32 protein-coding genes are annotated in these 23,591 nt (G+C 73.0%); 18 read left to right on the forward strand and 14 right to left on the reverse strand.

Translation table 11 applies throughout. The features are described from left to right. Window positions 1–370 precede the first annotated feature (370 nt). From ACGF13_RS26395 to ACGF13_RS26420, 6 genes are all read left to right on the forward strand, one after another. On the forward strand, window positions 371–493 hold the full coding sequence (locus ACGF13_RS26395) for a lasso RiPP family leader peptide-containing protein (RefSeq protein ID WP_392879383.1): 123 nt from the start codon (window positions 371–373) through the stop codon (window positions 491–493). Window positions 494–503: 10 nt separating this feature from the next. Next, window positions 504–1,775 carry an asparagine synthase-related protein gene (locus tag ACGF13_RS26400; protein ID WP_392879386.1) on the forward strand — a complete coding sequence of 424 codons (1,272 nt, stop codon included), beginning with the start codon at window positions 504–506 and terminating at the stop codon, window positions 1,773–1,775. A 68-nt stretch (window positions 1,776–1,843) separates the two neighbouring features. Then, complete coding sequence (locus ACGF13_RS26405) at window positions 1,844–2,299, forward strand: asparagine synthase-related protein (RefSeq protein ID WP_392879677.1); 456 nt, start codon at window positions 1,844–1,846, stop codon at window positions 2,297–2,299. Then, a complete protein-coding gene (locus tag ACGF13_RS26410; protein WP_392879389.1) occupies window positions 2,300–2,557 on the forward strand; it encodes a lasso peptide biosynthesis PqqD family chaperone in 258 nt (85 codons plus the stop codon). After that, the gene (locus tag ACGF13_RS26415) at window positions 2,554–2,679 is read left to right on the forward strand and encodes a hypothetical protein (RefSeq protein WP_392879392.1); all 126 of its coding nucleotides are present in this window, start codon (window positions 2,554–2,556) and stop codon (window positions 2,677–2,679) included. Before ACGF13_RS26410 ends, ACGF13_RS26415 begins: the two co-directional genes overlap by 4 nt. Then, window positions 2,679–2,981 (forward strand): lasso peptide biosynthesis B2 protein, encoded by a 303-nt coding sequence (locus ACGF13_RS26420; protein WP_392879679.1) that lies wholly within the window; start codon window positions 2,679–2,681, stop codon window positions 2,979–2,981. The genes ACGF13_RS26415 and ACGF13_RS26420 overlap by 1 nt, the downstream gene beginning before the upstream one ends. A gap of 174 nt (window positions 2,982–3,155) precedes the next feature. Here the strand turns inward: ACGF13_RS26420 and ACGF13_RS26425 are convergent, their stop codons facing one another. Next, window positions 3,156–4,166 carry a questin oxidase family protein gene (locus tag ACGF13_RS26425; RefSeq protein WP_392879395.1) on the reverse strand — a complete coding sequence of 337 codons (1,011 nt, stop codon included), beginning with the start codon at window positions 4,164–4,166 and terminating at the stop codon, window positions 3,156–3,158. A gap of 268 nt (window positions 4,167–4,434) precedes the next feature. Between ACGF13_RS26425 and ACGF13_RS26430 the strand changes: the two genes are divergently transcribed. The 3 genes from ACGF13_RS26430 to ACGF13_RS26440 all read left to right on the forward strand — a co-directional run bounded on the left by ACGF13_RS26430 (window position 4,435) and on the right by ACGF13_RS26440 (window position 6,053). Beyond that, complete coding sequence (locus ACGF13_RS26430) at window positions 4,435–4,725, forward strand: methyltransferase family protein (RefSeq protein ID WP_392879398.1); 291 nt, start codon at window positions 4,435–4,437, stop codon at window positions 4,723–4,725. A gap of 298 nt (window positions 4,726–5,023) precedes the next feature. Next, window positions 5,024–5,617, forward strand: a complete 594-nt coding sequence (locus tag ACGF13_RS26435) for a hypothetical protein (RefSeq protein ID WP_392879401.1) — start codon at window positions 5,024–5,026, stop codon at window positions 5,615–5,617. A 46-nt stretch (window positions 5,618–5,663) separates the two neighbouring features. After that, complete coding sequence (locus ACGF13_RS26440) at window positions 5,664–6,053, forward strand: hypothetical protein (RefSeq protein ID WP_392879404.1); 390 nt, start codon at window positions 5,664–5,666, stop codon at window positions 6,051–6,053. 12 nt (window positions 6,054–6,065) lie between these two features. Here ACGF13_RS26440 and ACGF13_RS26445 read toward each other — a convergent pair whose 3' ends face one another. The 3 genes from ACGF13_RS26445 to ACGF13_RS26455 form a co-directional block, all read right to left on the reverse strand. Beyond that, window positions 6,066–6,698 (reverse strand): flavin reductase family protein, encoded by a 633-nt coding sequence (locus ACGF13_RS26445; protein ID WP_392879407.1) that lies wholly within the window; start codon window positions 6,696–6,698, stop codon window positions 6,066–6,068. 146 nt (window positions 6,699–6,844) lie between these two features. Beyond that, window positions 6,845–7,423 carry a carbonic anhydrase gene (locus ACGF13_RS26450; RefSeq protein ID WP_392879682.1) on the reverse strand — a complete coding sequence of 193 codons (579 nt, stop codon included), beginning with the start codon at window positions 7,421–7,423 and terminating at the stop codon, window positions 6,845–6,847. 234 nt (window positions 7,424–7,657) lie between these two features. After that, complete coding sequence (locus ACGF13_RS26455) at window positions 7,658–8,851, reverse strand: PP2C family protein-serine/threonine phosphatase (RefSeq protein WP_392879409.1); 1,194 nt, start codon at window positions 8,849–8,851, stop codon at window positions 7,658–7,660. A gap of 273 nt (window positions 8,852–9,124) precedes the next feature. Here ACGF13_RS26455 and ACGF13_RS26460 point away from each other — a divergent pair, with 273 nt between their 5' ends. Both ACGF13_RS26460 and ACGF13_RS26465 read left to right on the forward strand, forming a co-directional pair. After that, complete coding sequence (locus ACGF13_RS26460) at window positions 9,125–9,532, forward strand: helix-turn-helix transcriptional regulator (RefSeq protein ID WP_392879685.1); 408 nt, start codon at window positions 9,125–9,127, stop codon at window positions 9,530–9,532. Window positions 9,533–9,542: 10 nt separating this feature from the next. Beyond that, window positions 9,543–9,959, forward strand: coding sequence for a VOC family protein (locus ACGF13_RS26465; protein ID WP_392879411.1), 417 nt, complete (start codon window positions 9,543–9,545; stop codon window positions 9,957–9,959). 74 nt (window positions 9,960–10,033) lie between these two features. On the opposite strand, the gene ACGF13_RS26470 is transcribed toward ACGF13_RS26465, so the two are convergent. Beyond that, window positions 10,034–10,417, reverse strand: coding sequence for a VOC family protein (locus tag ACGF13_RS26470; protein ID WP_392879414.1), 384 nt, complete (start codon window positions 10,415–10,417; stop codon window positions 10,034–10,036). Between the two features lie 132 nt (window positions 10,418–10,549). Beyond that, on the reverse strand, window positions 10,550–11,947 hold the full coding sequence (locus ACGF13_RS26475) for a pyridoxal phosphate-dependent aminotransferase (RefSeq protein ID WP_392879416.1): 1,398 nt from the start codon (window positions 11,945–11,947) through the stop codon (window positions 10,550–10,552). Between the two features lie 170 nt (window positions 11,948–12,117). On the opposite strand from ACGF13_RS26475, the gene ACGF13_RS26480 reads away from it, so the two are divergent. Next, window positions 12,118–12,510, forward strand: coding sequence for a RidA family protein (locus ACGF13_RS26480; protein ID WP_392879418.1), 393 nt, complete (start codon window positions 12,118–12,120; stop codon window positions 12,508–12,510). Between the two features lie 170 nt (window positions 12,511–12,680). Here ACGF13_RS26480 and ACGF13_RS26485 read toward each other — a convergent pair whose 3' ends face one another. Continuing rightward, window positions 12,681–12,836, reverse strand: coding sequence for a hypothetical protein (locus ACGF13_RS26485; protein ID WP_392879421.1), 156 nt, complete (start codon window positions 12,834–12,836; stop codon window positions 12,681–12,683). Window positions 12,837–12,850: 14 nt separating this feature from the next. Here ACGF13_RS26485 and ACGF13_RS26490 point away from each other — a divergent pair, with 14 nt between their 5' ends. Next, on the forward strand, window positions 12,851–14,182 hold the full coding sequence (locus ACGF13_RS26490; RefSeq protein WP_392879424.1) for a helix-turn-helix domain-containing protein: 1,332 nt from the start codon (window positions 12,851–12,853) through the stop codon (window positions 14,180–14,182). Here ACGF13_RS26490 and ACGF13_RS26495 read toward each other — a convergent pair. Beyond that, the gene (locus ACGF13_RS26495; protein ID WP_392879426.1) at window positions 14,137–15,639 is read right to left on the reverse strand and encodes an alpha/beta hydrolase; all 1,503 of its coding nucleotides are present in this window, start codon (window positions 15,637–15,639) and stop codon (window positions 14,137–14,139) included. The genes ACGF13_RS26490 and ACGF13_RS26495 overlap by 46 nt on opposite strands. A gap of 141 nt (window positions 15,640–15,780) precedes the next feature. Between ACGF13_RS26495 and ACGF13_RS26500 the strand changes: the two genes are divergently transcribed. After that, window positions 15,781–16,245: a MarR family transcriptional regulator gene (locus ACGF13_RS26500; RefSeq protein ID WP_392879429.1), complete on the forward strand. Its 465-nt coding sequence runs from the start codon at window positions 15,781–15,783 to the stop codon at window positions 16,243–16,245. Between the two features lie 305 nt (window positions 16,246–16,550). On the opposite strand, the gene ACGF13_RS26505 is transcribed toward ACGF13_RS26500, so the two are convergent. Continuing rightward, window positions 16,551–17,315, reverse strand: coding sequence for a hypothetical protein (locus ACGF13_RS26505; protein ID WP_392879431.1), 765 nt, complete (start codon window positions 17,313–17,315; stop codon window positions 16,551–16,553). A 369-nt stretch (window positions 17,316–17,684) separates the two neighbouring features. Between ACGF13_RS26505 and ACGF13_RS26510 the strand changes: the two genes are divergently transcribed. Continuing rightward, complete coding sequence (locus tag ACGF13_RS26510; protein ID WP_392879433.1) at window positions 17,685–18,647, forward strand: phosphatidylinositol-specific phospholipase C; 963 nt, start codon at window positions 17,685–17,687, stop codon at window positions 18,645–18,647. A gap of 141 nt (window positions 18,648–18,788) precedes the next feature. Here the strand turns inward: ACGF13_RS26510 and ACGF13_RS26515 are convergent, their stop codons facing one another. Continuing rightward, complete coding sequence (locus ACGF13_RS26515) at window positions 18,789–19,250, reverse strand: hypothetical protein (protein WP_392879436.1); 462 nt, start codon at window positions 19,248–19,250, stop codon at window positions 18,789–18,791. A gap of 255 nt (window positions 19,251–19,505) precedes the next feature. Between ACGF13_RS26515 and ACGF13_RS26520 the strand changes: the two genes are divergently transcribed. Next, on the forward strand, window positions 19,506–19,730 hold the full coding sequence (locus tag ACGF13_RS26520; RefSeq protein ID WP_392879439.1) for a holin: 225 nt from the start codon (window positions 19,506–19,508) through the stop codon (window positions 19,728–19,730). A 65-nt stretch (window positions 19,731–19,795) separates the two neighbouring features. On the opposite strand, the gene ACGF13_RS26525 is transcribed toward ACGF13_RS26520, so the two are convergent. From ACGF13_RS26525 to ACGF13_RS26540, 4 genes are all read right to left on the reverse strand, one after another. Further along, a complete protein-coding gene (locus ACGF13_RS26525) occupies window positions 19,796–20,326 on the reverse strand; it encodes a GNAT family N-acetyltransferase (RefSeq protein ID WP_392879442.1) in 531 nt (176 codons plus the stop codon). Between the two features lie 209 nt (window positions 20,327–20,535). Beyond that, window positions 20,536–20,742 (reverse strand): hypothetical protein, encoded by a 207-nt coding sequence (locus ACGF13_RS26530; RefSeq protein WP_392879444.1) that lies wholly within the window; start codon window positions 20,740–20,742, stop codon window positions 20,536–20,538. A 108-nt stretch (window positions 20,743–20,850) separates the two neighbouring features. Continuing rightward, on the reverse strand, window positions 20,851–21,318 hold the full coding sequence (locus ACGF13_RS26535; protein ID WP_392879447.1) for an NUDIX hydrolase: 468 nt from the start codon (window positions 21,316–21,318) through the stop codon (window positions 20,851–20,853). After that, window positions 21,305–22,090 carry an XRE family transcriptional regulator gene (locus ACGF13_RS26540; RefSeq protein ID WP_392879450.1) on the reverse strand — a complete coding sequence of 262 codons (786 nt, stop codon included), beginning with the start codon at window positions 22,088–22,090 and terminating at the stop codon, window positions 21,305–21,307. The genes ACGF13_RS26535 and ACGF13_RS26540 overlap by 14 nt, the downstream gene beginning before the upstream one ends. A 376-nt stretch (window positions 22,091–22,466) precedes the next feature. Between ACGF13_RS26540 and ACGF13_RS26545 the strand changes: the two genes are divergently transcribed. Both ACGF13_RS26545 and ACGF13_RS26550 read left to right on the forward strand, forming a co-directional pair. Next, window positions 22,467–22,877: an ATP-binding protein gene (locus ACGF13_RS26545; protein ID WP_392879452.1), complete on the forward strand. Its 411-nt coding sequence runs from the start codon at window positions 22,467–22,469 to the stop codon at window positions 22,875–22,877. A 14-nt stretch (window positions 22,878–22,891) separates the two neighbouring features. Next, window positions 22,892–23,443 (forward strand): hypothetical protein, encoded by a 552-nt coding sequence (locus tag ACGF13_RS26550; protein ID WP_392879455.1) that lies wholly within the window; start codon window positions 22,892–22,894, stop codon window positions 23,441–23,443. Window positions 23,444–23,591 lie beyond the last annotated feature (148 nt).

A 23,591-nucleotide genomic window follows, 5' to 3' on the forward strand; every position in this document is an offset into this window, starting at 1 on the left:
GGGGGGCCCCCCCCCCGGGGGCCCGCGCGGCCCCCCCCACCCCCCCCCCCGCGGCGGCGTCGCCGCCCGCCCAAATGCCCCGCGCGGGCCCGGCGTCCCGGAGTCGGGTGTCGGACCCGCCTGACACCGGACAGGTCTACACCACTTGGCCCCAGGCTGGCCGAAACCGGCCGCACCCCACGCCGCCCCCGCCGCCCGGCCACCCCGGGGCCCACCAGTCCCGTCAGCGCCGCCGACCACTCCCACGCGGGCCGTCGGGATCCGGCCGAAGCCCCCGACGACGCTTGTCCGTCGGCGAACCGGGAGGGAAGAGTGGAGTCCCGCCGGCCGGCGACCGTGTCCAACTCCCCGCGAACGAGAGGACATTGCCATGACCGACGACGACGTGTACGAGCCCCCGATGCTGATCGAACTCGGCGACTTCGCGGACCTCACCCGGGGCTTCGACTTCGGCAACCAGTCCGACGTCCACGGCTACTACCTCATCCCCTGAGGACCGGGCCGTGAGCGGTCACCGGCGGACCTGGTTCGTCGTCCTGCCGGACACCGAAGCCGGAACCGCGGTGGCCGCGGTGTGGGGCACGGTCGACCACCGGGCCCTGCACCACCCCAGCGGACGCCCCTGGATCCTCGGCCACTGGCCCGACGGCCAGCCGGCCACCGCCCAGGCCGGGCCCGTCGCGCTCGCCGTGTTCGGCACCTGCGACACCGACGCCCACCACCTGCGCCGCCACGCCGCACGCATCCGCGACCCGTACGACGCCCTCGCCCTCGCCGCCGACCTGGCCGGCAGCTTCCACCTGATCGCCACCGTGCACGGCACCGTCGCCGCCCGCGGCACCCTGTCCGCCCTGCGCCGCCTCCATCTCGCCGAGATCGACGGCACCCCCGTCCTCGCCGACCGGGCCGACACCCTCGCCGCCGCGGCCGGCCTCACCCCCTGCGTCGAACGCCTCGCCCTGCGCCTGGCCCACCCCGCCGACACCCTGCCGCTGTGGCCCGGCATCACCCCCGTGCCACCACACCACACCGCCCTGCTCACCCCCGGCCGCCCCGCCCGCACCCACGCCCACTGGCAGCCGCCGGCCCCCACCCGGCCCCGGCCCGAAGCCGCCGCCGCACTCGGCCACGCCCTGCACCGGGCCGTCGCCGCCCGCACCCGCGACGGCGGACTCGTCGCCGCCGACCTCTCCGGCGGACTCGACTCCACCCCCCTGTGCTTCCTCGCCGCCACCGGCCCCGCCGACCTGCTCACCGTCACCCTCGGCTCCCTCGACCCGCACCACGAAGACGCCGCCTGGGCCGACCGCGCCGCCCGCCACCTGCCCGGCAGCCGACTCGTCCTGCCCGCCGAAGACCTCCCCACGATGTTCGCGGACATCGACACCCCCGGCCCCCAGGGCGACGAACCCTTCGCCTGGACCCGCACCAGGGCCCGCGACGAAGCCGTCACCCGCCTCCTCGCCACCCACGGCGCCCGGCTCGGACTCACCGGCGAAGGCGGCGACGAGGTCCTCCAAGCCCTCCCCGCCTACCTGCGCACCCTCCTCCCACGCCACCCCGCCACCGCCGCCCGCCACCTGCGCGGACACCGCGCCCGCCTGCGCTGGAAACCGTCCGACGCCCTCAGCGCCCTCACCGACCCCCGCCCCTACCCCGCCTGGCTCACCCACGCCGCCCACCGCCTCACCCGCCCCGACCCGCCACCCAACTCCTCGGCTGGGGAACCGAACCCCGACTGCCACCCTGGGCCACCGCCCACACCGCCGACCTGATCCGCGAACAACTCGCCACCCTCCAGGGCACGCAACCGCTCGCACCCCTCCACACCCAGCACCAGACCCTGCAGACGGTCCGCCACAGCGCCTCCGCCATACGCCAACTGAACGACACCACCGCACACTTCGGCATCCCCCACGAAGCGCCCTACCTGGACGACCAGGTCCTCGACGCCTGCCTGGCCGCCGACTCCGCCACCCGCGGCACACCCTTCGCGTACAAGCCACTGCTCACCGAAGCCCTCACCCCGCACATGCCCGCCGACCTCCTGCGCCGCACCGGCAAAGGCGACTTCACCCCGGACACCCACCAGGGACTCGCCCGCCACCGCGCCGCACTCGCCGCACTCATCGACGACAGCGCCCTGGCCCGCGCCGGACTGATCGACCCCGACACGCTGCGCCGGGCCTGCCTCGGCCTCTACCCGGCCGCCACCCCCTACGCGGCCCTGGACGCGACCCTCGCCGCCGAACACTGGCTGCGCACTCACTCCACCACCCCCACCCCCGAAGGAATCTGAATGACCGTCAGGCTGCGCGCCGACGTGACACTCGCCCCGACCGACGACGGCGCCGTCGTCCTGGACGAACGCTCCGGCCGCTACTTCCAGCTGAACCGCACCGGACTGCTCATCCTGCGCGCCCTGCTGGACGGCCGGGCCGCCGACGAGATCGCCGCCGACCTCACCGCCCGCCACCCCGTCACCGCCGACCGGGCACGCACCGACGTCGAGCGGCTGCACCAGGACCTGCGCGCCGCCGGGCTGGTCACCGGATGAGCCTGCACACCCACGCCACCCGGGCCGGCCGCCCGCCCTGGCGCCGGCGCCCCGCCGCGCTCGCCGCCATCGGCGCGGCCCGGCTGATCGAGCGGCTCCCCCGGCCCGGATCCGCCGGGTGATGCTCGTACTGCGCCGCGGCGCCCGGCCCGCCACCCGCACCGAGGCACTCGCCGCCCGACAGGCCGTGGTCGCGCTCAGCATGCGCTGCGCCGGCCAGGGATGCCTCCAACGCTCCATCGCCGCAACCCTGCTGTGCCGCACCCGGGGCACCTGGCCCACGTGGCGCACCGGCGTACGCACCGCGCCGTTCCGCGCCCACGCCTGGATCGAAGCCGACGGCGAACCCGTCGACGAACCCGCCGAACTCGCCCACTTCCACCCCCTGATCACCGTGCCCCCGCCACAACGCCCATCCCACTGACCGGGCCGGCCCCGGCGCGAGAAGTCGTCGGCGGGCCCGACCTCTCGCGCGTAGTTGGGGTGCCGGTTCGGAGCGCTTCGTGGCGTGCCGTGTGTGTACGGGACCCTCTGGTGGCGCCAGCGCACAGGAAGTCGGCGGGGCCGACTTCTCGCGCGTGCGGGGCCCCTTCCGTTCTCATCTCATCGGAGCGCTCAGCTCCATGGAGCGCAGAGCGGCTGCCAGGGCTGGTGCGTCGCCGACGTCGAGGGCCGTGTCCGTCAGCTTGATGACGTGTTCGTCGCCGTGCGACAGGGCGAGTTCGAAGACCTCCTCTGGGGTGAGGCCGCCGGGCGGGGTGCAGGGGACAGCCGCGGCTGGTGCGTACATCGCGGTCACCGCCGCGGAGGCCGTCCAGGCGGCCCGCAGGCTGGACGGCCACAGGGCGTGCGGGAGGGCGGGCAGAGCGCGCAGGACGGCGTTGGGAGCCGTGGCGGCGTGGACGAGCATCGTTTCCTCGCCGTGGCCGTGGGTGGCGTACCGGTGGGTCGCCGCCCGCACCAGTTCGGTGAGGCGGCGGTGTGCGTCGGCCGGTTCCACCACTTCTGCCGCCCATACCGGCAGCGCCTCGACGCGGTCGAGCCGGGTGGGGAAGCCGCCGTCCTGGGCGGTGATGGGCGGTACCGCGTCGAGAGCGGCGGCCGCGCTGTCGCCGCCGGCCAGCGGGGCGAGATCCGTGACGGGCCGGTGGCGCGCGGCCCAGTAGCCCAGGCCGTGGGCGAGTTCGGACAGGCGGGGTTCGGTGATCTCGCCGGACAGGAGCGTGCGGACGGCGTGACCCACCCGGATCACCGGGTGCGTGGAGCCGCCGTACATGCCGGGCAGGAGACGGGGCCACCACTGGCCGAGCACATCGGGCCAGGGACGTTCGGCGACCTCGCGCTCGAAGAAGCCGATCCAGTCGGCCACGCGGCTCGGTTCGCCGAGTGCCGAACGCCAGTTGGCGGTCGTGACCGGCTCGACGCGGGACGGAAACTCCTCCAGCTTGCGAGCGTACAGGTCGAGCCAACGGTGCACCGCACGTGCCTGTCCGCGGGCGGTGAGTGCCTCGACGGCCATCGGCGCGTGGTTGGTGAGCCGCCCGAGCCGCTCGGGCCCCGAGTGGTGCAGGCGTTCGAGCGCCTCGTCCAAAGTCCCTGTGACATCCATGGCGGGGACAGTAGGCGGGAGGGTGCGGCGGGCGTAACGGGCTGGAGACGTAGGCCGGCCGGTCCCAGGACCTGACGCCACGCCGTGGTGTGCGGCGAGTCGTACGACGGATCAGCTGTTCAGCGTGGTTGTTGGTGCGGCGGCGTGCGCGGGAAGTCGGTGGGGTCGACTTCTGGTGCGGGGAGGTAATGAGTGAGGAAGCGGCGGACGGTGGTGCGCAGGAGGGGGACGGTGGTGGTCGGGGGGAGGAGCCGATGAGGGTGTCGCGGTGGGCCGGTACTTCACCTTCACCGTGCGCACCAGCCCCGACCAGCCCGTGATCACCACCGGCCCGTACCGCCTGGTGCGCCACCCCGGCTACAGCGGCGTGCTGCTGGCCGTCGCCGGGGTCGGGCTGGTGATCGGCAACTGGCTGTCCCTGCTCGCGCTGACGGCGGCCGTCACGGTGGGGGTGGTGCACCGGATCCGGGTGGAGGAACGGGCCCTGCTGCGGGCGGTGGGCGAGCGCTACGGCGCGTACGCGCGTGGCCGCAGGCGCCTGGTCCCGGGCCTGTGGTGAGGGCCCGGTGGGGGAGCGGGCGGGGGTGTACGAGGGCCGGGGCCGCCGTCGGCACGATCGGGAAGACGGCGACCCCGGCCCCGGTACGGGTCCGTACGGGCGGGGCATCGACCGCGATGCCCGTACGGCTGCGGTCGGGACCCATTCCACGACTTCAACAGCACTTGAAGTCAAGCCCCGCCCGAGGCGAGGCCCCGCCCGAGGGTGCCGTTCCTGGGCCGGGTAGCCTCGCTCCCGGCGGGGGCCTGCGGGGGACAGACACGGACAAGACGGACACAGAACGGGTAGGGGCGGGCGGATGACTGAGCAGCAGCACGGCTACTGGCGAGCGTCGGACGGGTCGGCGGTCAGCGCCACCCAGGCGCACATCGTGTGGACCAGGGCGGCCTATCCCGCTCTGGTGGAGGTGGCAGGCCGCTACCACGCGGTGATCAGCTACCAGGACCTGGCCGAGGCGGTGCAGGAGGCCTCCGGGGTGCGTACCCGGATCAACCAGCGGCACTGGATCGGCAAGGTGCTGTCTCTGGTGATCCGCGAGGCGCACCGGCGCGGCGACCCACCGCTGACGGCCCTGGTGGTGCATGCCACGGACGGCAAGGTCGGCCCCGGCTACCAGGAGGTGCTGGCGGTGGCCGGGCAGCCGCCGGTGGCCGCGGAGATGGACCGCGAGCAGCACGCGGCCGCCGCCCGGCTGGCCTGCTACCGGCACTTCGGCGCCGACCTGCCCGCCGACGGCGGCATCCCCGCCCTGGCCCCGCGCCTGCGTGCCTCGGTGGAGCGCAAGGCCGCCGTCGCCGCCCCGCCGCGCCCGCCGGCGATCTGCCCGAACTGCTTCCTGGAACTGCCCGCGACCCGGGTGTGCGACTCCTGCGGGGCCACCGTCGCGCCGTGAGCGGGTGTGAGCCGGGGCCTTCGGCCGTGAGCGGGGGCGTACGGCCGTGAGCGGCGCGCCCGGGTGGGCCGTGGACGCGGCGGTGGCCCTGGTGCTGACGGCCGCCGAGGTGGCGGCGATCTTCGTGCTGACGTACGCGTCGCTGCTGCGGCGGTCCTCGCGCGGCCGCCCGGCGAGCTGGTCGGACGGCGAGGCGGTGCGCCGGATCGCGGGCGCCGCCGTGCCCCCGGCCGTCGCGGCGGCGGTCTTCGCGTGGGCGCACTGGCCGGTGTCCGCCGCAGCGCAGGCGCTGCTGTCCGCGCTGCTGCTCCTGCTGCTCGTCCTCGGCCTGGCGACCACGGCCGGCCGCCGCGTCCGGGGGCGCCGGCAGCGGCGCCGACAGGAGCCGCAGCGTCGGCAAAAGCAGGAGCGGGAGCAGCAGCGGGCCGAGGACTGAGCGGACGCCGCGTCACACGGCGGCGGGCAGCCGTCCGGGCATCTGCCAGCCCTCGGCGAGGCGGGAGGGGGACAGGCGCTGCCCGTCGCCGAAGAACTCGCAGAACTTCATGATCAGCGGGTCCCAGCCGACCGGGTCGACGTAGTGGTCGCTGCCGGGCACCAGCAGGCTCTCCTCGACGTGGGCGCGCACCACCGTCACCTCGAAGGCGGTGCACCTGTTGCCGGTCAGCGCCGTCGTCGACGCCACCCGGCACTCCAGCTGCACCGGGCACTCGGCGGCGCGCGGCGCCCGCACCAGCTCGCCGGGCACCTCGGTCAGCCCGGCGGCCTCGAACTTGCGCCGCTCGTGGCGGTAGCCCTGGCGCTGCCGGTACTCGGGGATGTGCGGGTTGGCGGTCAGCAGCGCGAGGGCGTCCACGGCGTCCACCTGCGCGGAGGACGGCAGGTTGAGCACGCACTCGCCCTCGCGCCGCAGGTTGGCGGCGGTCTGGGAGCTGTCGCCCAGGCCCAGTACGCAGGACTGGTTCAGCCACCACGCCGAGGACATCGGCATCAGGTTGGAGCTGCCGTCCTCGTTGCGGGAGCCGATCAGCACCACGGGGGTGCCGAAGTACAGGACCTTGAGATCGATGACCTTGTGCACGGGAACTGCCGTCCTCGGGAAACTCGGGAAACGAATCGTTGCTGGTCACGACTGTGCCGCCGCCCGGGCGAGGGCGCTGGCGGTGATCGGACATCCAGTTCCGGGACGTTCCCGGAGTTCCCGAGGACGGGGCAGGGGACCCGCCGTCAGCCCACCGGCCCCCGGGCGGCGACCAGCCGGGCCCGGCCGTCGCGCAGCCGGTAGGACAGGCCCACCACGGCCACCTTCCCCTCGGCGATCCGCGCGGCCAGCGCCTGCGAGCGCTCCACCAGCAGGTCCACGGTCTGGCGGATGTGCTCGTCGACGATCCCGTCGCTGTCCTCGATGCCCGCCGCCTTGGCGGACAGCACGCTCGGCGTCACCCGCTCCACCACGTCCCGGACGAAGCCGCCCGGCAGCTGCCCCTGCTCCAGGGACTCCAGCGCCGCCGCCACCGCACCGCAGGAGTCGTGCCCCAGCACCACCACCAGCGGGCAGTCCAGCACGCTCACCCCGTACTCGATGCTGCCCAGCGCCTCCGCGCCGGTGACGTGCCCGGCGGTGCGCACCACGAACAGGTCGCCCAGGCCCTGGTCGAAGATGATCTCGGCGGCCAGTCGGGAGTCCGAACAGCCGAACAGCACCGCGAAGGGCCGCTGTGCCGGGGCGAGCGCCGCGCGGCGCCCGGCGTCCTGGTTGGGGTGCTCGGGGCTGCCCGCGACGAACCGGGCGTTGCCCTGCATCATCACCCGCAGCGCCTGGGCGGGGTCGGTCAGGAAGTCGTCCGTCGGGCCGTCGAGCGGGCGGGGCTCGGGGTCGGGTATCGGTGTGGGGATCATGCCAGCACCCTAGATCGCCGCAGGTGGAGCCCGCAGCAGGGGGTCACGGGGCGGACGGCCGCAGAGCGGGTGCCCACGGGGGGTACGAGCGGGCGTTCGCGGGCGTACGACCGGGTGCCCACGGGGCGTACGGCCGGGTGCTCACGGGCGTACGGCCGGGTGCCCGGGGGCGCGCCGCAGGGCGAGGACGGTGACGTCGTCGCGGCTGCGGCCGCCGCTCCAGCGCCGGGCCCGCCGGTCGAGGGCCTCGGGCAGGGCGTCGGCGGGGACGGCGGTGAGGTCGGCCAGGCCCTGCTCGACCGGGTAGAACGTGCCGGAGGCGTCCTGGGCCTCGGTGATGCCGTCGGTGAGCAGCACCAGCACCCCGTCCCCGGGCAGCGCGAAGCGCCGTACCGGGCGCGGCTCGCCGGGGCCGGCCAGGGCGGCGAGGCCGAGCGGGATCCCGGCGTCCAGGGGGACGGGCTCCACGCGGCCGTCCGGGCGCAGCAGGTAGGGGGAGAGGTGGCCGCAGTTGACGGCCCGCACCTCGGTGGCATCCCCGGCCCCGCCGCCGTGGCCGTTCCCGCCGGGGCTACCCCCGTCGCCGTCGCCGTCGCCGTCGCCGTCGCCGTCGCCGCCGACGCACAGCACGGTGGCGGTGACGAACCGTTCCTGCTCGCCGCTCTGCACCGCGTAGGCGTTGTGCCGCTCCACCGCCGCCTCCAGCGCGTCGGCCACGGCGGGCAGGTGCGGCTCGCGGAAGGCCGCCTCCCGGAAGGCGCTCAGCACCGCGAAGCCCGTCCCGATCGCGGGCAGGCCCTTGCCCTGGACGTCGCCGACCAGCACCCGGGTGCCGTGCGGGGTGTGGGCGACGTCGTACAGGTCGCCGCCGACCATGGCGTCCTCCTCCACCGGCCGGTACAGCCCGTCCAGCCGCACGTCCGGGGTGGTGACGGGCAGCGGGCGCAGCAGCTGGCGCTGGAGGGCCACGGCACTCTGCCGCATCCGGGACAGCTGCCGCTCGCGCCGCACCCGCCGCGCGCACAGGCCGATCACGGCGGCCTGCGCGGCGATCACGACCAGCAGGGTGCCCAGACGGGCCGACAGGTCCCCGGGCGGGTACAGCACCGAGTGGACCACGATCACGGCGGTCACCCACGCCGCGGCGGCCACCGTCTGGGCGACGGTGCCCAGGCCCGCCAGCAGCGCGGGCAGGAACACCAGCAGCAGCACCAGGCGGGAGCTGGTACCGCCGGCCACCACCTGGACGAGCACCACGGCGGCGGTGGCGGCCAGCACGGCGAACGCCACCGTCCCGTTGCCGGGGGCGCGCGGGGAGGTGCTGTCGCTGTCCACCCGCCGCCCTCTCGCCGTGATCGTTCCTCCCCAGGGTGGTCGGCGCGGCGGGGCGGGCGCGAGCGGGCTGCGCCGGGCGGGGGACACCGCCTGTCGGTGCGGGCCGGTACGGTGGCCGGTGTGTCGCCCCCGCCCACGCCCCCATCCCCGGCCTCGCCCGCGCCTTCGTCCGCGCCCGCGCCCGCGCCGTCGTCCTCGCCGTCCTCCTCGTCGTCCTCCGCCGGCCGGGTGCCGCTCGACGACCTCGTACGGCTGCGCCGGGCCCGGGACCGGATGGACCGCGAGTACGCGCAGCCGCTGGACGTGCAGGCGCTGGCCCGCACCGCGCTGATGTCCTCCGGCCACTTCTCGCGCAGCTTCCGCGCCGCGTACGGCGAGACCCCGTACAGCTACCTCATGACCCGCCGGATCGAGCGGGCCAAGGCGCTGCTGCGGCGCGGGGACCTGAGCGTGACGGAGGTGTGCATGGCGGTGGGCTGCACCTCGCTGGGCTCCTTCAGCACCCGCTTCACCGAGCTGGTCGGGCAGAGCCCCAGCGCCTACCGGGCCCGCGACCACGAGCAGGGCGCGGCGATCCCGGCCTGCGTCGCCAAGGTCCGCACCCGCCCGGTGCGGCGCCCGGACGCCAGGGGGGCCGAGGGGGCTCACGGAGCCCAGGGCGCGGGCGGTGCCGAACGGTAGCGTGAGGGGCATGAGCATCGAACTCGCGCAGTGCTTCATCGCCGTCGACGACCACGACCGGGCGCTCGCCTTCTACCGCGACGTCCTCGGCTTCGAGGTGCGCAACGACGTCGCCTTCGAGGGCATGCGCTGGGTCACCGTCGGCTCGCCCGACCAGCCCGGCGTGGAGATCGTCCTGGAGCCCCCGCTGGCCGACCCGCACGCCTCCGAGGCCGACCGCCGGGCCGCCGCCGAACTCCTCGCCAAGGGCCTGCTGCGCGGCGTCATCTTCCGCACCGACGACTGCGACGCCACCTTCGAGCGGGTGCGCGCGGCCGGCGCCGAGGTCCTCCAGGAGCCGATGGACCAGCCCTACGGGGTGCGCGACTGCGCCTTCCGCGACCCGTCGGGCAACATGCTGCGCTTCAACCAGCCGCGCGCGAAGTAGCCGCGCGCGAAGCGGCCTTCACGGCGGCCGGTCGAAGGCGTACGGCCGGTCGGACGGCCGAGGCGTACGGCGGCTCAGACGGGCTGGAGCCGGGTGCGCAGGAGGCAGAACTCGTTGCCCTCCGGGTCGGCCAGGACGTGCCAACCGGCGTCGTCGGGCTGGCCGACGTCGACGGGCTTGGCGCCGAGCGCGAGCAGCCGCTCCAGCTCGGCGTGCTGGTCGCGGTCGGTGGGGTTGACGTCGATGTGCAGCCGGAGCTTGCCGGGCCGCGGCGCGCTGTTGGGGATGAAGAAGAGGGTGGGCTGCGGGCCGCCGAAGCCGGTGCCGGGCGGCCCGATCTCGACGCAGCCGCCGCCCTCCCGGCCGACCTCGACGTAGCCGAGCACCTCGCTCCAGAACGCGGCGAGCCGCTCGACGTCGGCGGCTTCGATGACCAGTTCACTGATACGGCATGCCATGGTCCGTCAGCCTACGGAGATCATCGGACGGCGCAAGCGATTTGATCATCGGGCGGCGCGGGCGGCGTGCGGGAGGACACCCCGCACGGTGCCCTGGTGCACCGTGCGGGGTGTCCGGTCCGGGGGGCGGCTTCAGCCGTTGGCGGGCTTGAGCTTCGCGAGCGAGGCGGCGATGTTGTCGACGGCCTGCTCGACGTGCTCGGGGGTGTCGGCGGTGTAACACAGCCGGAAGTACCCGGGCTTGGGGCAGTGCATCTCCCCGCCGGGCAGCAGGGTGACGCTCGCGTCCTTCGCCAGGTACGCCCCCAGGAGGGCCTCGCGCTGGTCGATCTCGTGGTTGATCGACACCAGGTCCGGGGGGAACGCCTTGTCCAGGTAGGCGCTCAGGTCGAGCAGGAAGAACTGGGCGGCGTTGCGGGACTTCTCCTTCTCGCCGACGTACGGGATCTTCTTGGCCTGGAGCCTCTTCGCGGTGCGGTCGAACGCGCTCCTGAGGAGCTTGGCGTACTCCGCCATGAGGGTCTTGGGGAAGTCGCTCGGCCTGCCGTCGTCGGCGACGAACAGCTTGCGCACGTAGGCGCTCTTGAGGGAGTCGAGCGGGCCGAACCAGGCCAGCGACTTCAGCGTCTCGTCGCCCTGCATGACCTTGCGGACGTCGTTCGACTTGGAGACGAGGAAGCCGATCCGGAAGCCGGACAGCCCGAAGTCCTTGGTCAGCCCGTACACGAGGTGGATGCGGGCGGGGTCGGTGCGGTAGGCGTCCGTCGACAGGACGCTGTGGAAGCCGTCGGTGTCGGTGCTCTGCGAGAAGGAGTAGATCTCGTCGGAGACGATGTGCATCTGCTTGTCCAGCGCCCACCGGCAGACGTCGTCCAGCAGCTCCTTGCCGTAGTTGACGCCGAGCGGGTTGTGCGGGTTGGTCAGGACCAGGAGCTTGGGCTTGGGCTCGGAGGCGGCGTCGTACGCCCTCTGCAGGGCGGGCACCGACAGCGTGAAGCGGTCGTCCCCGTCGAGGCGAACGGGCACGCACTGCAGCCCGGGCCGCTGCTCGAAGCACCACAGGAAGCCGGGCCAGAACGGCGCCGGCAGCATGACCCGGTCGCCCGGCTTCAGCACCCCGCCGTGGATCAGCCCGAACGCCAGGCACTCCAGGGCCCCCGAGCCGCCGGCTGTGGCGAACACGTCCTCCTTCGGGTCGATCCCGTCCGGGAACCTGAGGTTCAGGAACCTGGTGATCGGGTCGAGCAGCTCCTGCACGCCGTAGGGCGGCAGCGCGTACTTGGCGTCCTGCTCCGTCAGCTTGATCTTGGAGAAGACGTGCTCGTTCAGCAGGTCGAACAGGAGCACGTTGTTCGCGATGCCGAGGTTGTAGACGTATTTCGGGACGATCTTGTCGTAGTAGGCCAGGCGCTCCTCGGGATCGGCGATCCGGTGCAGGCGCGCCATGGCCAGCGCCTGCTCGACGCTCGCGACGAGTGCGGCGGCGTCCACGTCCTGCTCGGTGTCGCTCCTGGCGATGCTCTGGGTCATTGTCCGTACCTCCGTGCGGGTGTGTGCGGGGGAGTGGGCCGGGCTTCCTTTGTCTCCTCTCCCCGCGGATTCGGCCCGCGCTGGTAACCCGCGCGGATGAGACCGAAGGCCCCGCCCGACCCGCCCGTGATCACGGCCCGATGCGCACCCCCGTGCGGCACCATGGTCCGATGGAGAGCACTCGACAGACAGTCAGTTCCGGCTCGCCCCTCGAACCGCGGATCGGCTTCTCCCGGGCCGTGCGCAAGGGGGACTACGTCGCGGTCGCGGGAACCGCCCCGATCGGCGAGGACGGCACGACCGCCGGCCAGGGCGACGTCCACGCCCAGACCGTCCGCTGCCTCGACATCGCCGAGGCCGCCCTGCGGGAGGCGGGCGCCACGCTCGCGGACGTCGTACGGACCCGCATCATGCTCACCGACATGAGCCAGTGGCGGGAGGCGGCGCGCGCCCACGGCGAGCGCTTCGCGCACATCCGGCCGGTCACCACCTTCGTGGAGGTGTCGCGCTTCATCGACGAGCGGTGGCTGGTGGAGGTCGAGGTGGACGCGGTCATCGGCTAGCGGGGGCGGGCGCGGGCGGCGGGCGGCGGGCGGCGGCCACACCGCCGCCCGGCACACCCCGGGCGCTGCCGCGGATCACCTTCTCGCACGGCTGACGGGCGCCTCGCGTGCCCCGCTTGCCCCTGCCCCCGGCGAACCGCCGAGGGCAGGGGAGCCGGCGGAGGGGCCCACTAACGACGCAGGGCGAGGACGGCGGTCAGGGCACTGACCGCCGGGCCGCCGAGGAGCAGGACGGCCAGGTGGCGGGGCCGGGACCGCAGGGTCAGGCGGAAGCCGCCCACGCGGAACTCCAGGAACGGGCGAGCGGGGCGTTGCTGTCGGGGCATGGGGATCTCCGTGGATGGGACGACTCTCGGTACAGCGCCCATCACAATGGTCCGCACGGTGGTTGTGTCAGGTCGCAACCACGACTTGCGGTGGGGGAGCGCAACTTGCCGGCGGTGCAACGCGAAGGGGGAACGGCGTGACACGGGACCAGGCGCCCGTACGGAGGGGACTGGCCCCACTGGACGAGCGGCTGTCGGAGCCGGAGCGGCGCTGTGCGGAGCGCCTGCGGGACTTGAGGGAGCGGATCGGCCTCACCTCGGAGGAGTTGGCCGAACGGCTGAACGGGGAGGGGATCCGTGTCGACAGCACCCGGCTGTCGAAGTTCCTCAACGGTCGGGAGGTGCCGCGCCGGGAGATCGCCGTCCAGCTCCACCGGCTGGTGGCCGAGCGCGAAGGGGAACCGGTCGACGCCGACGAGCTCGCGCGGACCCGGGCGGCCATGTATGCGGCGGCCTGTGAGCGCAGTCCGCTGCAGGCCCGCGAGTTCGAGCTCGCGACCGCCCGTGAGGACCTCTGCCGTCACCGTGCCCGGGCCGTCCAGGAACTGGCCGATCTCCGGAAGGAACTCGATGGTGAGCGGCAGCGGCGGCAGGAGGCGGAGAGCGCGCTGGAAGACCTCGACATCCGCAGCCGGGAGGAGGTCCGCGTGCTGACCGGGGAGCGGGATCTCGCGCTGGAACGCATCGAACAGCTCGAGCACCAGATCCGGCAGGCAGGAGCCGTCCTCAGGCTCCGCGAGAAGGACGTCGAGACGCTCGACCAGCTCGTGTGCGTCACGGACGCCGAACTGGTCCTCTGGGAGAACGGCAGCCCGGGGGGCCTGGCCGGGATCCGCACGACGATCGTCCACCTGCGGGACGCCGACGAGGACGAGACTGCCGAGCGCCTCATCGAACAGATCGCGCGCGGCCACTCCGTGCGGGATGTCATGCGCCTCGTCGGCGAGTTCGACGCCATGCGCCGCGTGTACGACAGTGCCGACGTCGAACGGACACTGGCCCGGCTGCGAAATCCCGTCGACCTCTTCCACTGGCTCTCCGGCGAGGGTCACGAGAGCCCGGCGCGTTCGGGTCTGCTGACGGCGATGGCCGCCTTCGCGCCGGCCGAGCACCTGGTCCGGCTTCACAAGGCCTGTGTGGAGCACGGGTGTTCGGAGCTGGACCAGGCGCTGCGGAAAGCCATGGTCACGGAGGGGCGGGTGATCCCGGAGACCATGGACGACGTCTGGGCCGAGGACCTTCGGAAAGGACTGGCCGTTCTGAACAGTTGGGACGGCTCGTTCATGGCCGCCCCCGCCGCTCAGCAGACGGTGTCGGAGGCAGGCAGTGCGCCCGTGGACAGGTAGGTGTCGACGGCGCTGTCGGCGCAGGGGTTGTAGGCGTTGAGGTAGAGGGTGTGGACGCGGCCCGGGACGGTGAGCAGGCGGGAGCCCGGGAGGCGGGAGTGCAGTGAGAGGGCGCCCTGGTAGGGGGCGTGGGTGTCGCCGGTGGCGTGGAGCTGGAGGGCGGGGACGGCGTTGCGGACCTCGACGGGCGGCTCCTGCGGGGTGCTGCGCCAGGAGGCGCACGGGGTGGGGGCGTTGTAGACCGGGCCGAACAGCGGCTGGGTGGGGCGGGAGCGTTCGACGGCGGCGCGGTACCACGGTGCCGAGCGTGGCATCGCCACGTCGTCGCACAGGATGCCGATCGTCGACGAGAGGCCGGCGCCGGCCTCCGGGTCCGGGGTGAGGAGCATCGTCAGCAGCTGGTGCAGGGCCGGGCCCGCCTGGACGGGCTTGCCGTCGGCGGCGTCCAGCAGTTGGCGCAGCACCTCCGCGTAGGTGGCGTTGTCGCGGTCGTCGCTCTGGCAGACGGCGAGCAGCACCGGCAGCAGGGCCCCGTCGAGGTGGAAGCCGTCGACGGCGATCGGCGCGGCCTCGGCCCGGCGCGCCAGCGCCTCGATGGTGGCCCGCACCGCCGCCGGGGTGGCGCCCAGGTGGTGGACGGCGTCCTGCGGGGCGGCCCAGGCGGCGAAGTCGTCCAGGGCGCGCTCGTTGGCGCCGGCCATGTCCTGGAACGCCCCGACGCCGTACCGCTCCGGGTTGAGGGCGCTGTCCAGCACCAGCCGGTCCACGCGCTGCGGGAACAGCTGCGCGTACACCGCGCCCAGCAGCGCGCCGTAGGACTGGCCGAAGAAGGAGGTCCGCTGCTCGCCCAGCGCGGCGCGCAGCACGTCGACGTCCCGGGCGGTGTTGCGGGTGGTCAGGTGGGGCAGCAGGTCGGGGTACTTGGTCCAGCAGGCGTCCGCGTCGGCCTTGGCCAGGCGCCAGGCCTGCTCGAAGCCTGTTCCGGTGCTGCCGGTCGAGCGTAGCCAAGTGCCGCGTGTCAGCCCGCAGTTCAGGCCGTCGCTGGCGCCGACGCCGCGCGGGTCCATGCCGATGATGTCGTAGGCCGCCGCCGTCCCGGGCGCCAGCCGCTCCCGCAGTGCGACCGGCAGGTCCAGCCCGCGCTCGCCGGGGCCGCCCGGGTTGGTCTGGAGGATGCCGCGGCGCCCGGCCGGGTCGGCGGACCTGATCCGGGAGACGGCCAGGGCGAGGGTGCGGCCCCGCGGCTCGCGGTAGTCCAGTGGGACGGTCAGGGTCGCGCACTCGGCGCCGGAGGCGGCCAACTGCGGCTCCTGGCAGGCGGACCAGGCGAGCGGCTGGCGGCGGAAGCGCTCCAGCGGGTCGGCGCCGGACGGTATGGAGGAGGCCGGGGCGGCCGCGGTGAGCACGGTGGCCGCGGACAGGGCGAGGGCGCTGGCGAGCGCCGGTGCGGTCTTCATGTCGGCCAGCCTAGAAGGGAGTTGACGGACGCTGGGCCGGGCTCGCCGGATCCTCCTTGACCTCAAGCCGACTTGAGGTCCTACGGTCGGTCGTGTCCTGACGGATCAGGTCAGATCAGGGAAGTCGAAGGAGTACCGGACATGACGATCGAGACGTACGAGCCGCAGGTCATCGCCGCCCAGCCCATCGGGGCCTGGACCGGGCAGGTCTACCGCCTCCTGGTGGTGGAGGGCCTGCGCGGACAACTGGCGGTGGAAGGCCTCACCCAGCCGCACTGGTGGACGCTCAACCACGCCGCCGGCCGCCCCGGCGGCTGGACCCGCACGGCCCTGATCGAGCGGCTCACCCCCTACGACGACCAGGACACCGCCTTCGACGCCGTCTTCGACGACCTGATCGCCCGCGGCTGGCTCACCGAGGACGCCGCCGGGGCCCTCACCCTCACCGAGCAGGGCGAGGCCGGGCGCCTGCGCGCCCGCGAACGCAACCTGAAGGTCAACGAGCGCGCCCACGAGGGCATCGGCACCGACGAGTTCGTGACCACGGTCAACGTGCTGCGCCGCATGGTGGCGAACCTGGGCGGCAACGGGAACCTGCCCGCGTGATGGCGCCCGAGCACGGGCCTCCCGGGGCCGCTCGACAAGCCGCTCGGCAAGCCGCTCGGCAAGCCGCTCGACGGGCCGGGTTCGCCCGGGTGTGGAACGGTGGTAGCCCGGGGCTGTCCCGGTTCGGGTGTCCCGGTTGCGAGAGGAGTGGCCATGTCGTCGAAGCGCCGCCGCAAGAAGAAGGCCAGGGCCAGGCGCGGGGCCAACCACGGCCGCCGCCCCCAGTGCTGAGCCGCGGCTGAACGGGTGAGGGCGCCCGGACCGGCCCCGCAGGCCGGGCCGGGAACCCGTCACCCGTCACCCGTTCAGAGCCGTCCGCGCCCCAGGAAGCCGCCGCGCGCCACCTTGTGGTACTGGCAGTGGTCGACCCAGTTCGCGCCGAACGCAAGCTCCAGGACCGTGCCCCGACCGCCCGCGCGGGCCTCGGCCAGCAGCCGCGCCGCGTCCGCGTCCGGCGGGGTCTGCTCCAGCACGAAGAGCCGGTTGACGTACGGGCCCGCCGGGATCGGGTCCCGGGGCGGGATGCCGGGCCGGTCCCAGGTCAGCTTCGCGCCGGGGCTGGACAGGCAGGGGGAGTGCATCCGCCAGCCGTCGGCGTCGATGCCGCCGTCGCGGTACCAGCGCAGCGCGTGGTCGAGGCTCCCCTCCGGGTCCGGCCCCTGGCCGTGGGCCCGCCAGTCGGCCACGTTCGCCGCGGCGATCCGGGGCAGGACGTCGAGGATGTCCTCCTGGACGACGAAGTAGGCGCGGGCGTGGATCCGGCAGACCAGCAGCGTGTCCCTGGGGTGGTCCAGGCCGTGGAAGGTCGGGCGGGTGGACTGGTCCAGGACCTGGGTCAGCACGTGCTCGACCCCCTCCACCGCCCCCAGCGCCTCGACCAGCCCCCGGAACCGCTCCCGCTCCGCCGCCCGGGCCGCCCGCGCCGTCGGCGAGTTGATCAGCCTGAGCTTGCGCCGCTCGGTGGGCCAGCTCGACGCCCGCAGCTCCTGCGCGCCGTTGAGGAGCGGGTTCACCAGCATGCCGACGAGGTAGACGAGGTTCGTCGCCACCTTCTCCAGGAAAGCCTTCACCAGCAGGGGTCCTCTCGGGTCGCACGCGCGTCTGCGCCCACACCCTGTCCCGCCCGCACCCCGCGCCGCAATCCGCTGCCGTACTCAACTCCCCTCCGTGGCCGCCCGATTGCCGAGTGCGTTCGCCACCGGTGGGCGGGGGCGCGCCACGATGGTGGCGACCGCTCTGCGACCGGTCGCCATCGCCGTCACCGCCGCCGTCACTGCTGCCGCCGCTGCCGTCGGGCGGACGTCGGCGGGGTCGGGCGGCGTACGCTCCGCGGGCCGATCGTAGGCGATGAACCGGCTTGGGGCGGCGACCCGTTGGAGTCGGAGAGGAAGATCCTCAAACCCGACCACCATCAGGGCCCCGTCCCGGAGGTTTCTTGCATGCCGATCAATCGTAGGACCCTGCTCAGGGGCGCAGCGCTCGCGGCCACGACCGGTGCGCTGGGCGTCGCCGGCTCGGTCGCGCCGGCCTCCGCCGCCCCGGACCGCCTCGTCCACCGCCCCACCGACAGGTGGATGTCGCTGTTGGGCGACAACGTGAAGCTGTCGCAGCTGACGATCCCCGGAACCCACGAGACGTGCGCGCTCTACGACGGTGGCGCCTTCGGTTTCGCCCAGTGCCAGGAGTGGCGCATCCCCCAGCAACTCGCGGCGGGGGTGCGTTTCCTCGACATCCGGTGCCGGGTGATGGGCGACGTCTTCACCATCCACCACGACAAGATCTACCAGAAGATCAACTTCGGTGACGTGCTGAACCTGTGCATCGACTTCCTGAAGGCGAATCCCCGCGAGACGATCATCATGCGGGTCAAGAAGGAGTACACCGAGGGCCAGGACTACCGGTTCAGCGAGATCTTCAACTACTACATGGACGGCATGGACGGGAAGGGCAACTACCGGCCGTGGTTCTGGCTCCCCAAGGCCGGTTCGCTGCCCACCGGGCTGCCCACCCTGGGCCAGGTGCGCGGCAAGATCGTCCCCATCATGTCGGACTTCACCTGGGGTGACGGGCGCTACGACCCCCTGCGGTGGGGGGACAGTGGCCGGATCTGGCTGCAGGACCAGTGGAACGACGGCTCCAGCCGCAAGGTCCAGCGGGTCAGGGAAGGGCTGGACACGGCGTTCTACGGCCAGGACGACGGCAAGCTGTACCTCCACTTCGCCAGCTCCAGCAGCTTCCCGGAGACCCCGTACCAGATCGCCAAGGTCGTCAACCCCTCCATCAAGGACTACCTGACGCCGCGCATCTCCCAGCGCGCGCACTACGGAGTGATCGCGATGGACTTCGTGGACGAGCGCAAGGACCTGCTGCAGATGATCGTCGACTGGAACTTCGGGCTCTGACCGGCCCTCTCCCTCCGTCTCTCCCGGATTCCGCCCCGGCCTCGGTCCACCCGAAGCCGGCGGCGGGGAACGGCGGTTCGGGCCTCGTGGTCGGGCCCGGACCGCCTGGTCGGCGCCGGGGCGGGTCAGCGTCGAGGCGGGTCAGCGTCCGAGGTGATCGGCCAGGGCCTCGATCGTGCGGCGCCGCGCCGTGTACAGCGACACCGCGGAGCCGTCCGCGAAGTGCAGCCGGAACCTCGCCATCGCCTGCAGTCGCGGGCGCCGCTCCACCCGCAGGACCAGCTGCCGCGGCGCGTGCCACACCAGTTGGCCGGCCTTGCGGACGTCCAGCGCCGTGACGAACGCGGCCCGGCGGTCCGTGACGGCCAGCAGCCTGGTCCGGGCCCCGCCCGTGGTCGTCGGAAAGCCGCTCGCGATACTGCCCGACTGCCCTGCCACCGCGCCGAGTTGCCCCAGCTTGTTGCCGACCCGCGCGCCCAGCCCGTCCCCGACGCCGCGCGCCCCGGCCACCGGTACGACGGTCGCGAGGTCGAGCAGGTGCTCGCCCGGTTCCAGCAGCGGTTCCACGGCCTTGCGGTAGCGGTTCATCAGAGCTTCGGTCATGCCCGTCAGGGTAGACGGGCAGGTGGGAGGCCTCAGTGACGGGCCTCTGAGGTGTGCGCGAGGCCGCCGGATTTTCTTCTGCCGGACCGTCGTCGAATCCGGCGGCGTGAACGTGTACATGAGGGGCGGCAACTCCCCGGCGGCGTCTGCCGCATGCCCTCCGACCCCTGACAGCCGACCCCGACGCAACGCCCGCGCGACCGTCGCGCGCAGACCGTGCACCACACCGGCCTCCATCACGAAGGAGTCCTGATCATGCAGAAGTTCATTCTCGACCTGGTCGAGCGCACCGTCGCCACGTACGCCGCGGCTTTCCTCGGCCTGCTGCTGGCCGACAAGTTCGACCTGACCTCGATCGGCGCGCTCAAGGCGGCGGCGGTCGCGGCGCTGCCGGCCGCCCTGAGCGTGGTCAAGGGCGCGGTCGCGACCCGCGTCGGCGACCCGGCCTCCGCCGCCCTGCTCGCCCGCCCCCGCGAGTAGCCCCGACGGCGCAAGCGCCGAGCGCCCCGGGCCGCCGCCCGGGGCGCTCGGCGCGGCTACGGGATTCAGCGAGTCGGACGGATCATCACGCTCAGCCGGGGCGAATCCGGCGTGGGCTGCTGGGTGTTGAACGCCCGGTACCCCCAGGTCTCGTAGACGCGCTGAACCTTGCCGTCCCCGGCGAGCGGGTTCACCATGAGCGTGGCCCGGCCCTCGGCGCGCCCGGCCAGCAGCGCGTCGTGGATACGGCGGGCGGTGCCGGTGCCGCGCCAGGGCGCGCGGACGCCGATCTCCTTGACGGCCAGGGCCGGGGCGTCGGTGAAGCCGTGGGGGAGGGGGTCGGCCATGCGCTTCCAGTACCGGTCGTCGGTGTCGACGGTGTTGCCGTAGGCGTACCCGATGGGCAGGTGGCCGTCGTAGCCGAGGACGAGCTCGAAGCCGGGGTCGGCGGTGTGCCGCTCGAGGCGTTCGACGAAGGCGGCGAGGCAGTAGTTCGGCAGGTGCAGCAGCGGGGCGCGCACGTCGGCGTAGACCTGCAGCAGATCCTGCCGGGCTTCGGGGGAGAGGGTGGTGTGGTGGCGGAGTTCGACGGTCACGCGGTGCTCCTCCGGTTGTCGTCGGGTGCTGGTGTTCTTCAGCACCGCATGAAACCAGGCCTTCCACCCGGCGCGCAGGCTTCGCCCTGGCGAGCCGGTTCGTGACGCGGCCCGCCGGAACGAGGGGGCTTCCTGGTGGTGGACCGACTTCCGCGCGCAAGAAGTCGGCGGGTCCGACTTCCTGCGCACGATGCGGTCTGTTGCCGGGTTCACGTGCGGGCCGCGGCCACCGGGTCCGTGTACAGCTCGGTCGTCAGGTCGGCCTCGCTGATTCCGAGGTCGGCCAGGACGGCCCGTACGGTGTCGAGTGCCGCTGAGAGGCTGTCCGGGGCGGCCGCTGCGGTCTCGACTTCGATGAACGTGGCGTCGAGTTCGGGGTCGCGTACGACGGCCTTGAGCTCCGCCTCGATCGCCATGCCGGTTCTTCCTTGGGATGTGCTGGCCCCGCTGCCTCGGACAGGCAGCGGGGCCGAGGCACCTGCGCTCTTGTGGGACGGCGCTCACCTGTTCGGAGCGAATAGCGGCTAGCGCACTGCGGGGATGGCCCCGGATCGCCAGTCGGTCAGACGTTTGCGGATGCTCGCCACCATCGGCAGCGCGTCTGTTTCGGCCGGGGTGAACCATTCCACCTCGTGGGACTCGTCGGACACCTGCAGTTCCCCGCCGACGGGGTGTGCGAGGAGGCAGATGGAGAACTCCTGGCGGACTTCGCCGTCGTCGTAGGCGAAGACGTGGCCGGGATCGGTGTAGGTACCGACGATGCCGGTGATCTCGACGTCGATGCCGGTCTCCTCGCGGGTCTCGCGGATGCCGCACCCGGCGAGCGACTCACCGATGTCCATCCTGCCGCCGGGCAGCGCCCACATCCCGTTGTCGGTGCGGCGCTGGAGCAGGACGCGGCCCGCGTCGTCGACCACGATGACGGACGCGGCGGGGACTAGCGAGTTCGCCTTCGGGGCGTCCGGGTCGTCCACGTAGTCACGCCTGGGCATGATTCGCCACCTCCGCTGCCGAGACCGTCCACACGTCACGCCCTCTCGTCCACAGATCCTCGACGTGACCGACGAAGCGGTCGAACACGCCGTCGTCCTGGGCCCGCCTGAAGTGCATCATCGGGGCGTCGTGGCCGATCCTACCGGGCAGCAGCGGCGTGACGATCATGTCGTCGTCGAAGCGAAAGACGCTGAGTGAGACGTGCGCGCTCTCGTGTCGCGCCTCGACCGACGTGTCCCGCAGCTTGGCCAGTTCGGACAGGGTGACCTCGATCCGGGTCGACAAGCTCAGGGGGACATCCTCCTCCAGCTCGCGCTGACGGGTGACCGGGTGTCCGGGCTCGCCAAGGATGAAGCGGATCCGAACGCCGGCCGCTGCCTTCTGCCGAAGCAAGCCGCCGAAGTTCGCGTGCTCCAGCCACAGGAAGTAGTTGGTGTATCCAGCGAACGTCAGTTCCCGGGTTGCCCCCTTGATCAGCTGACGCCACAGCGCGGCCGGCGCTGCAGATCGGTACGGGTACATCTGCACCAGCTCCCGATCCGGGCCCGACTTCACGAGTTGCTGTACGGACGGCCAGAGCACGGTTTCCTCCTCGCCGAGGGCCCGGCTGGCCGCTGAGCGGTGTCGGGCGTGGGGCTCGCGCGCTGGGTTCGCGAGCCATCGGTCGACAGTCTTCGGGTCGACACCGCACACACGCGCGAGTTTGGACGACGTCATGTTGGCACGGGCCATTGCGTCACGGAGTGGGCTGTTCACCGGCAGGCCTTCCACGTTAGGGACGTTTCAAGGTCTACCAGTCAGATGTCCAAAACGTCCCGCAAACGCGGTATGACGTCCCGTCGGATTGCCCGACGATTCGAGCGTGACAAATGCTGCACCGTCTACCCGCGTTCAGCTCCAGGCCGCGGCCGGCATCCGCTGTGACGGCGAGGATGGCGATTTGGTTCCGGCGGGCCACATCCACGTGCGCATCAGACCTGGCCTGGTCTCGCTCGGTGCGGCGATCTCAGTACATGCGATCAAGTTTTAACGCCAGCCACTGGGTGGCGCCACGTCAGACAAGCACTGCGTGATGCCGAGCTCCATCCGCACGTTCTCTCTCCGTCCTCTCTGAGGTACTCCCATGCTCAAAACCCACCGTCCCCGCTTGTTCGTCGCGCGTCTCGACTCCTGCGTCGAATCCACGCCCCTGGCCCGGTACGTGCTGCGCGCGTACCTCTCCGGGCTGCCCTCGGGCGAGCGTTACGGCGACACCGCCGAACTGCTCCTCGGCGAGCTGTTCGCCAACGCCGTGCAGCACTCGGACGCGCCCGACGACCGGCACATCGAGGTCCGCTTCTCGCTCGTCAACTCCCGGCTGCGGATCGAAGTCCACGACGCCAGCTCCGGGCACCCCGCCCTCCACGTTGCGGCCCCGGACGACGAGCACGGGCGCGGGCTGTTCCTCGTCAACGAGCTCGCCGAGCGCTGGGGCTGCGCCTACCGCCCCTGCGGCATCGGCAAGTTCGTCTGGGCCCACATCGCCCCCGCCCCCGCCCCCGCGCTCGTCACCGTCTGAAAGCCCGAACCCCCATGAGCCTTGCGACCCTCGCCCGTCACACCCTCTCCCGTGGCGCCACTCCCGCCGCCACCTACGCGCTCCTTGCCCGCCTCGGCCACCAGCCGCTGCCCGTCGCCCGCGCCGTTTGCCTGGCCCTCGACATCCCCCACGCCGAGACCACCCGCCGCCTGGCCGACTGCCACGACGCCCTCCTCGCCGACCCCCGCCCCAACTCCGAAGCCGACACCGGCGAACTCCTCGAAGCCCTCGGCGTCTTCGACATCCCCGTCACCCTCGACGCCACCGGCCTGGCCGTCGTCGACCTCTTCCTGGTCGCCATCGAGGCCCTGGGCGGCATCCGTCCCGGCCACCAGCACGGCCTCACCCGCTGGTTCACCACCGGCAACCTCACCGCCGCGTACCTCTCCCTCGCCGCGACCCACCCCCTGCCCCGCACCGGCGACCCGGCCCAGTACTGGACCACCCTCACCAGCGCCGGCGAACTCCTCACCACCACCCCCAACCCCGACCCTCGCCTCAAATACGCCCTCACCCACTGCCGCACCCAAGCCACCCGCACCTGAACCCACACCCCGCACGGGAAGTCGGCCCCGCCGACTTCCCGCGCACTCGGTGACGGGCTGGTGGGGAAGCACTGCCGCCAGGTCGCCTCTGCGAGATGACGGTGATTCAAGTCACGACACAAGCAGGGCGGTTGGCTTGAAACACTCT

The sequence above is a fragment of the Kitasatospora sp. NPDC048286 genome (genome assembly GCF_043201735.1).
GTDB lineage: Bacteria > Actinomycetota > Actinomycetes > Streptomycetales > Streptomycetaceae > Kitasatospora.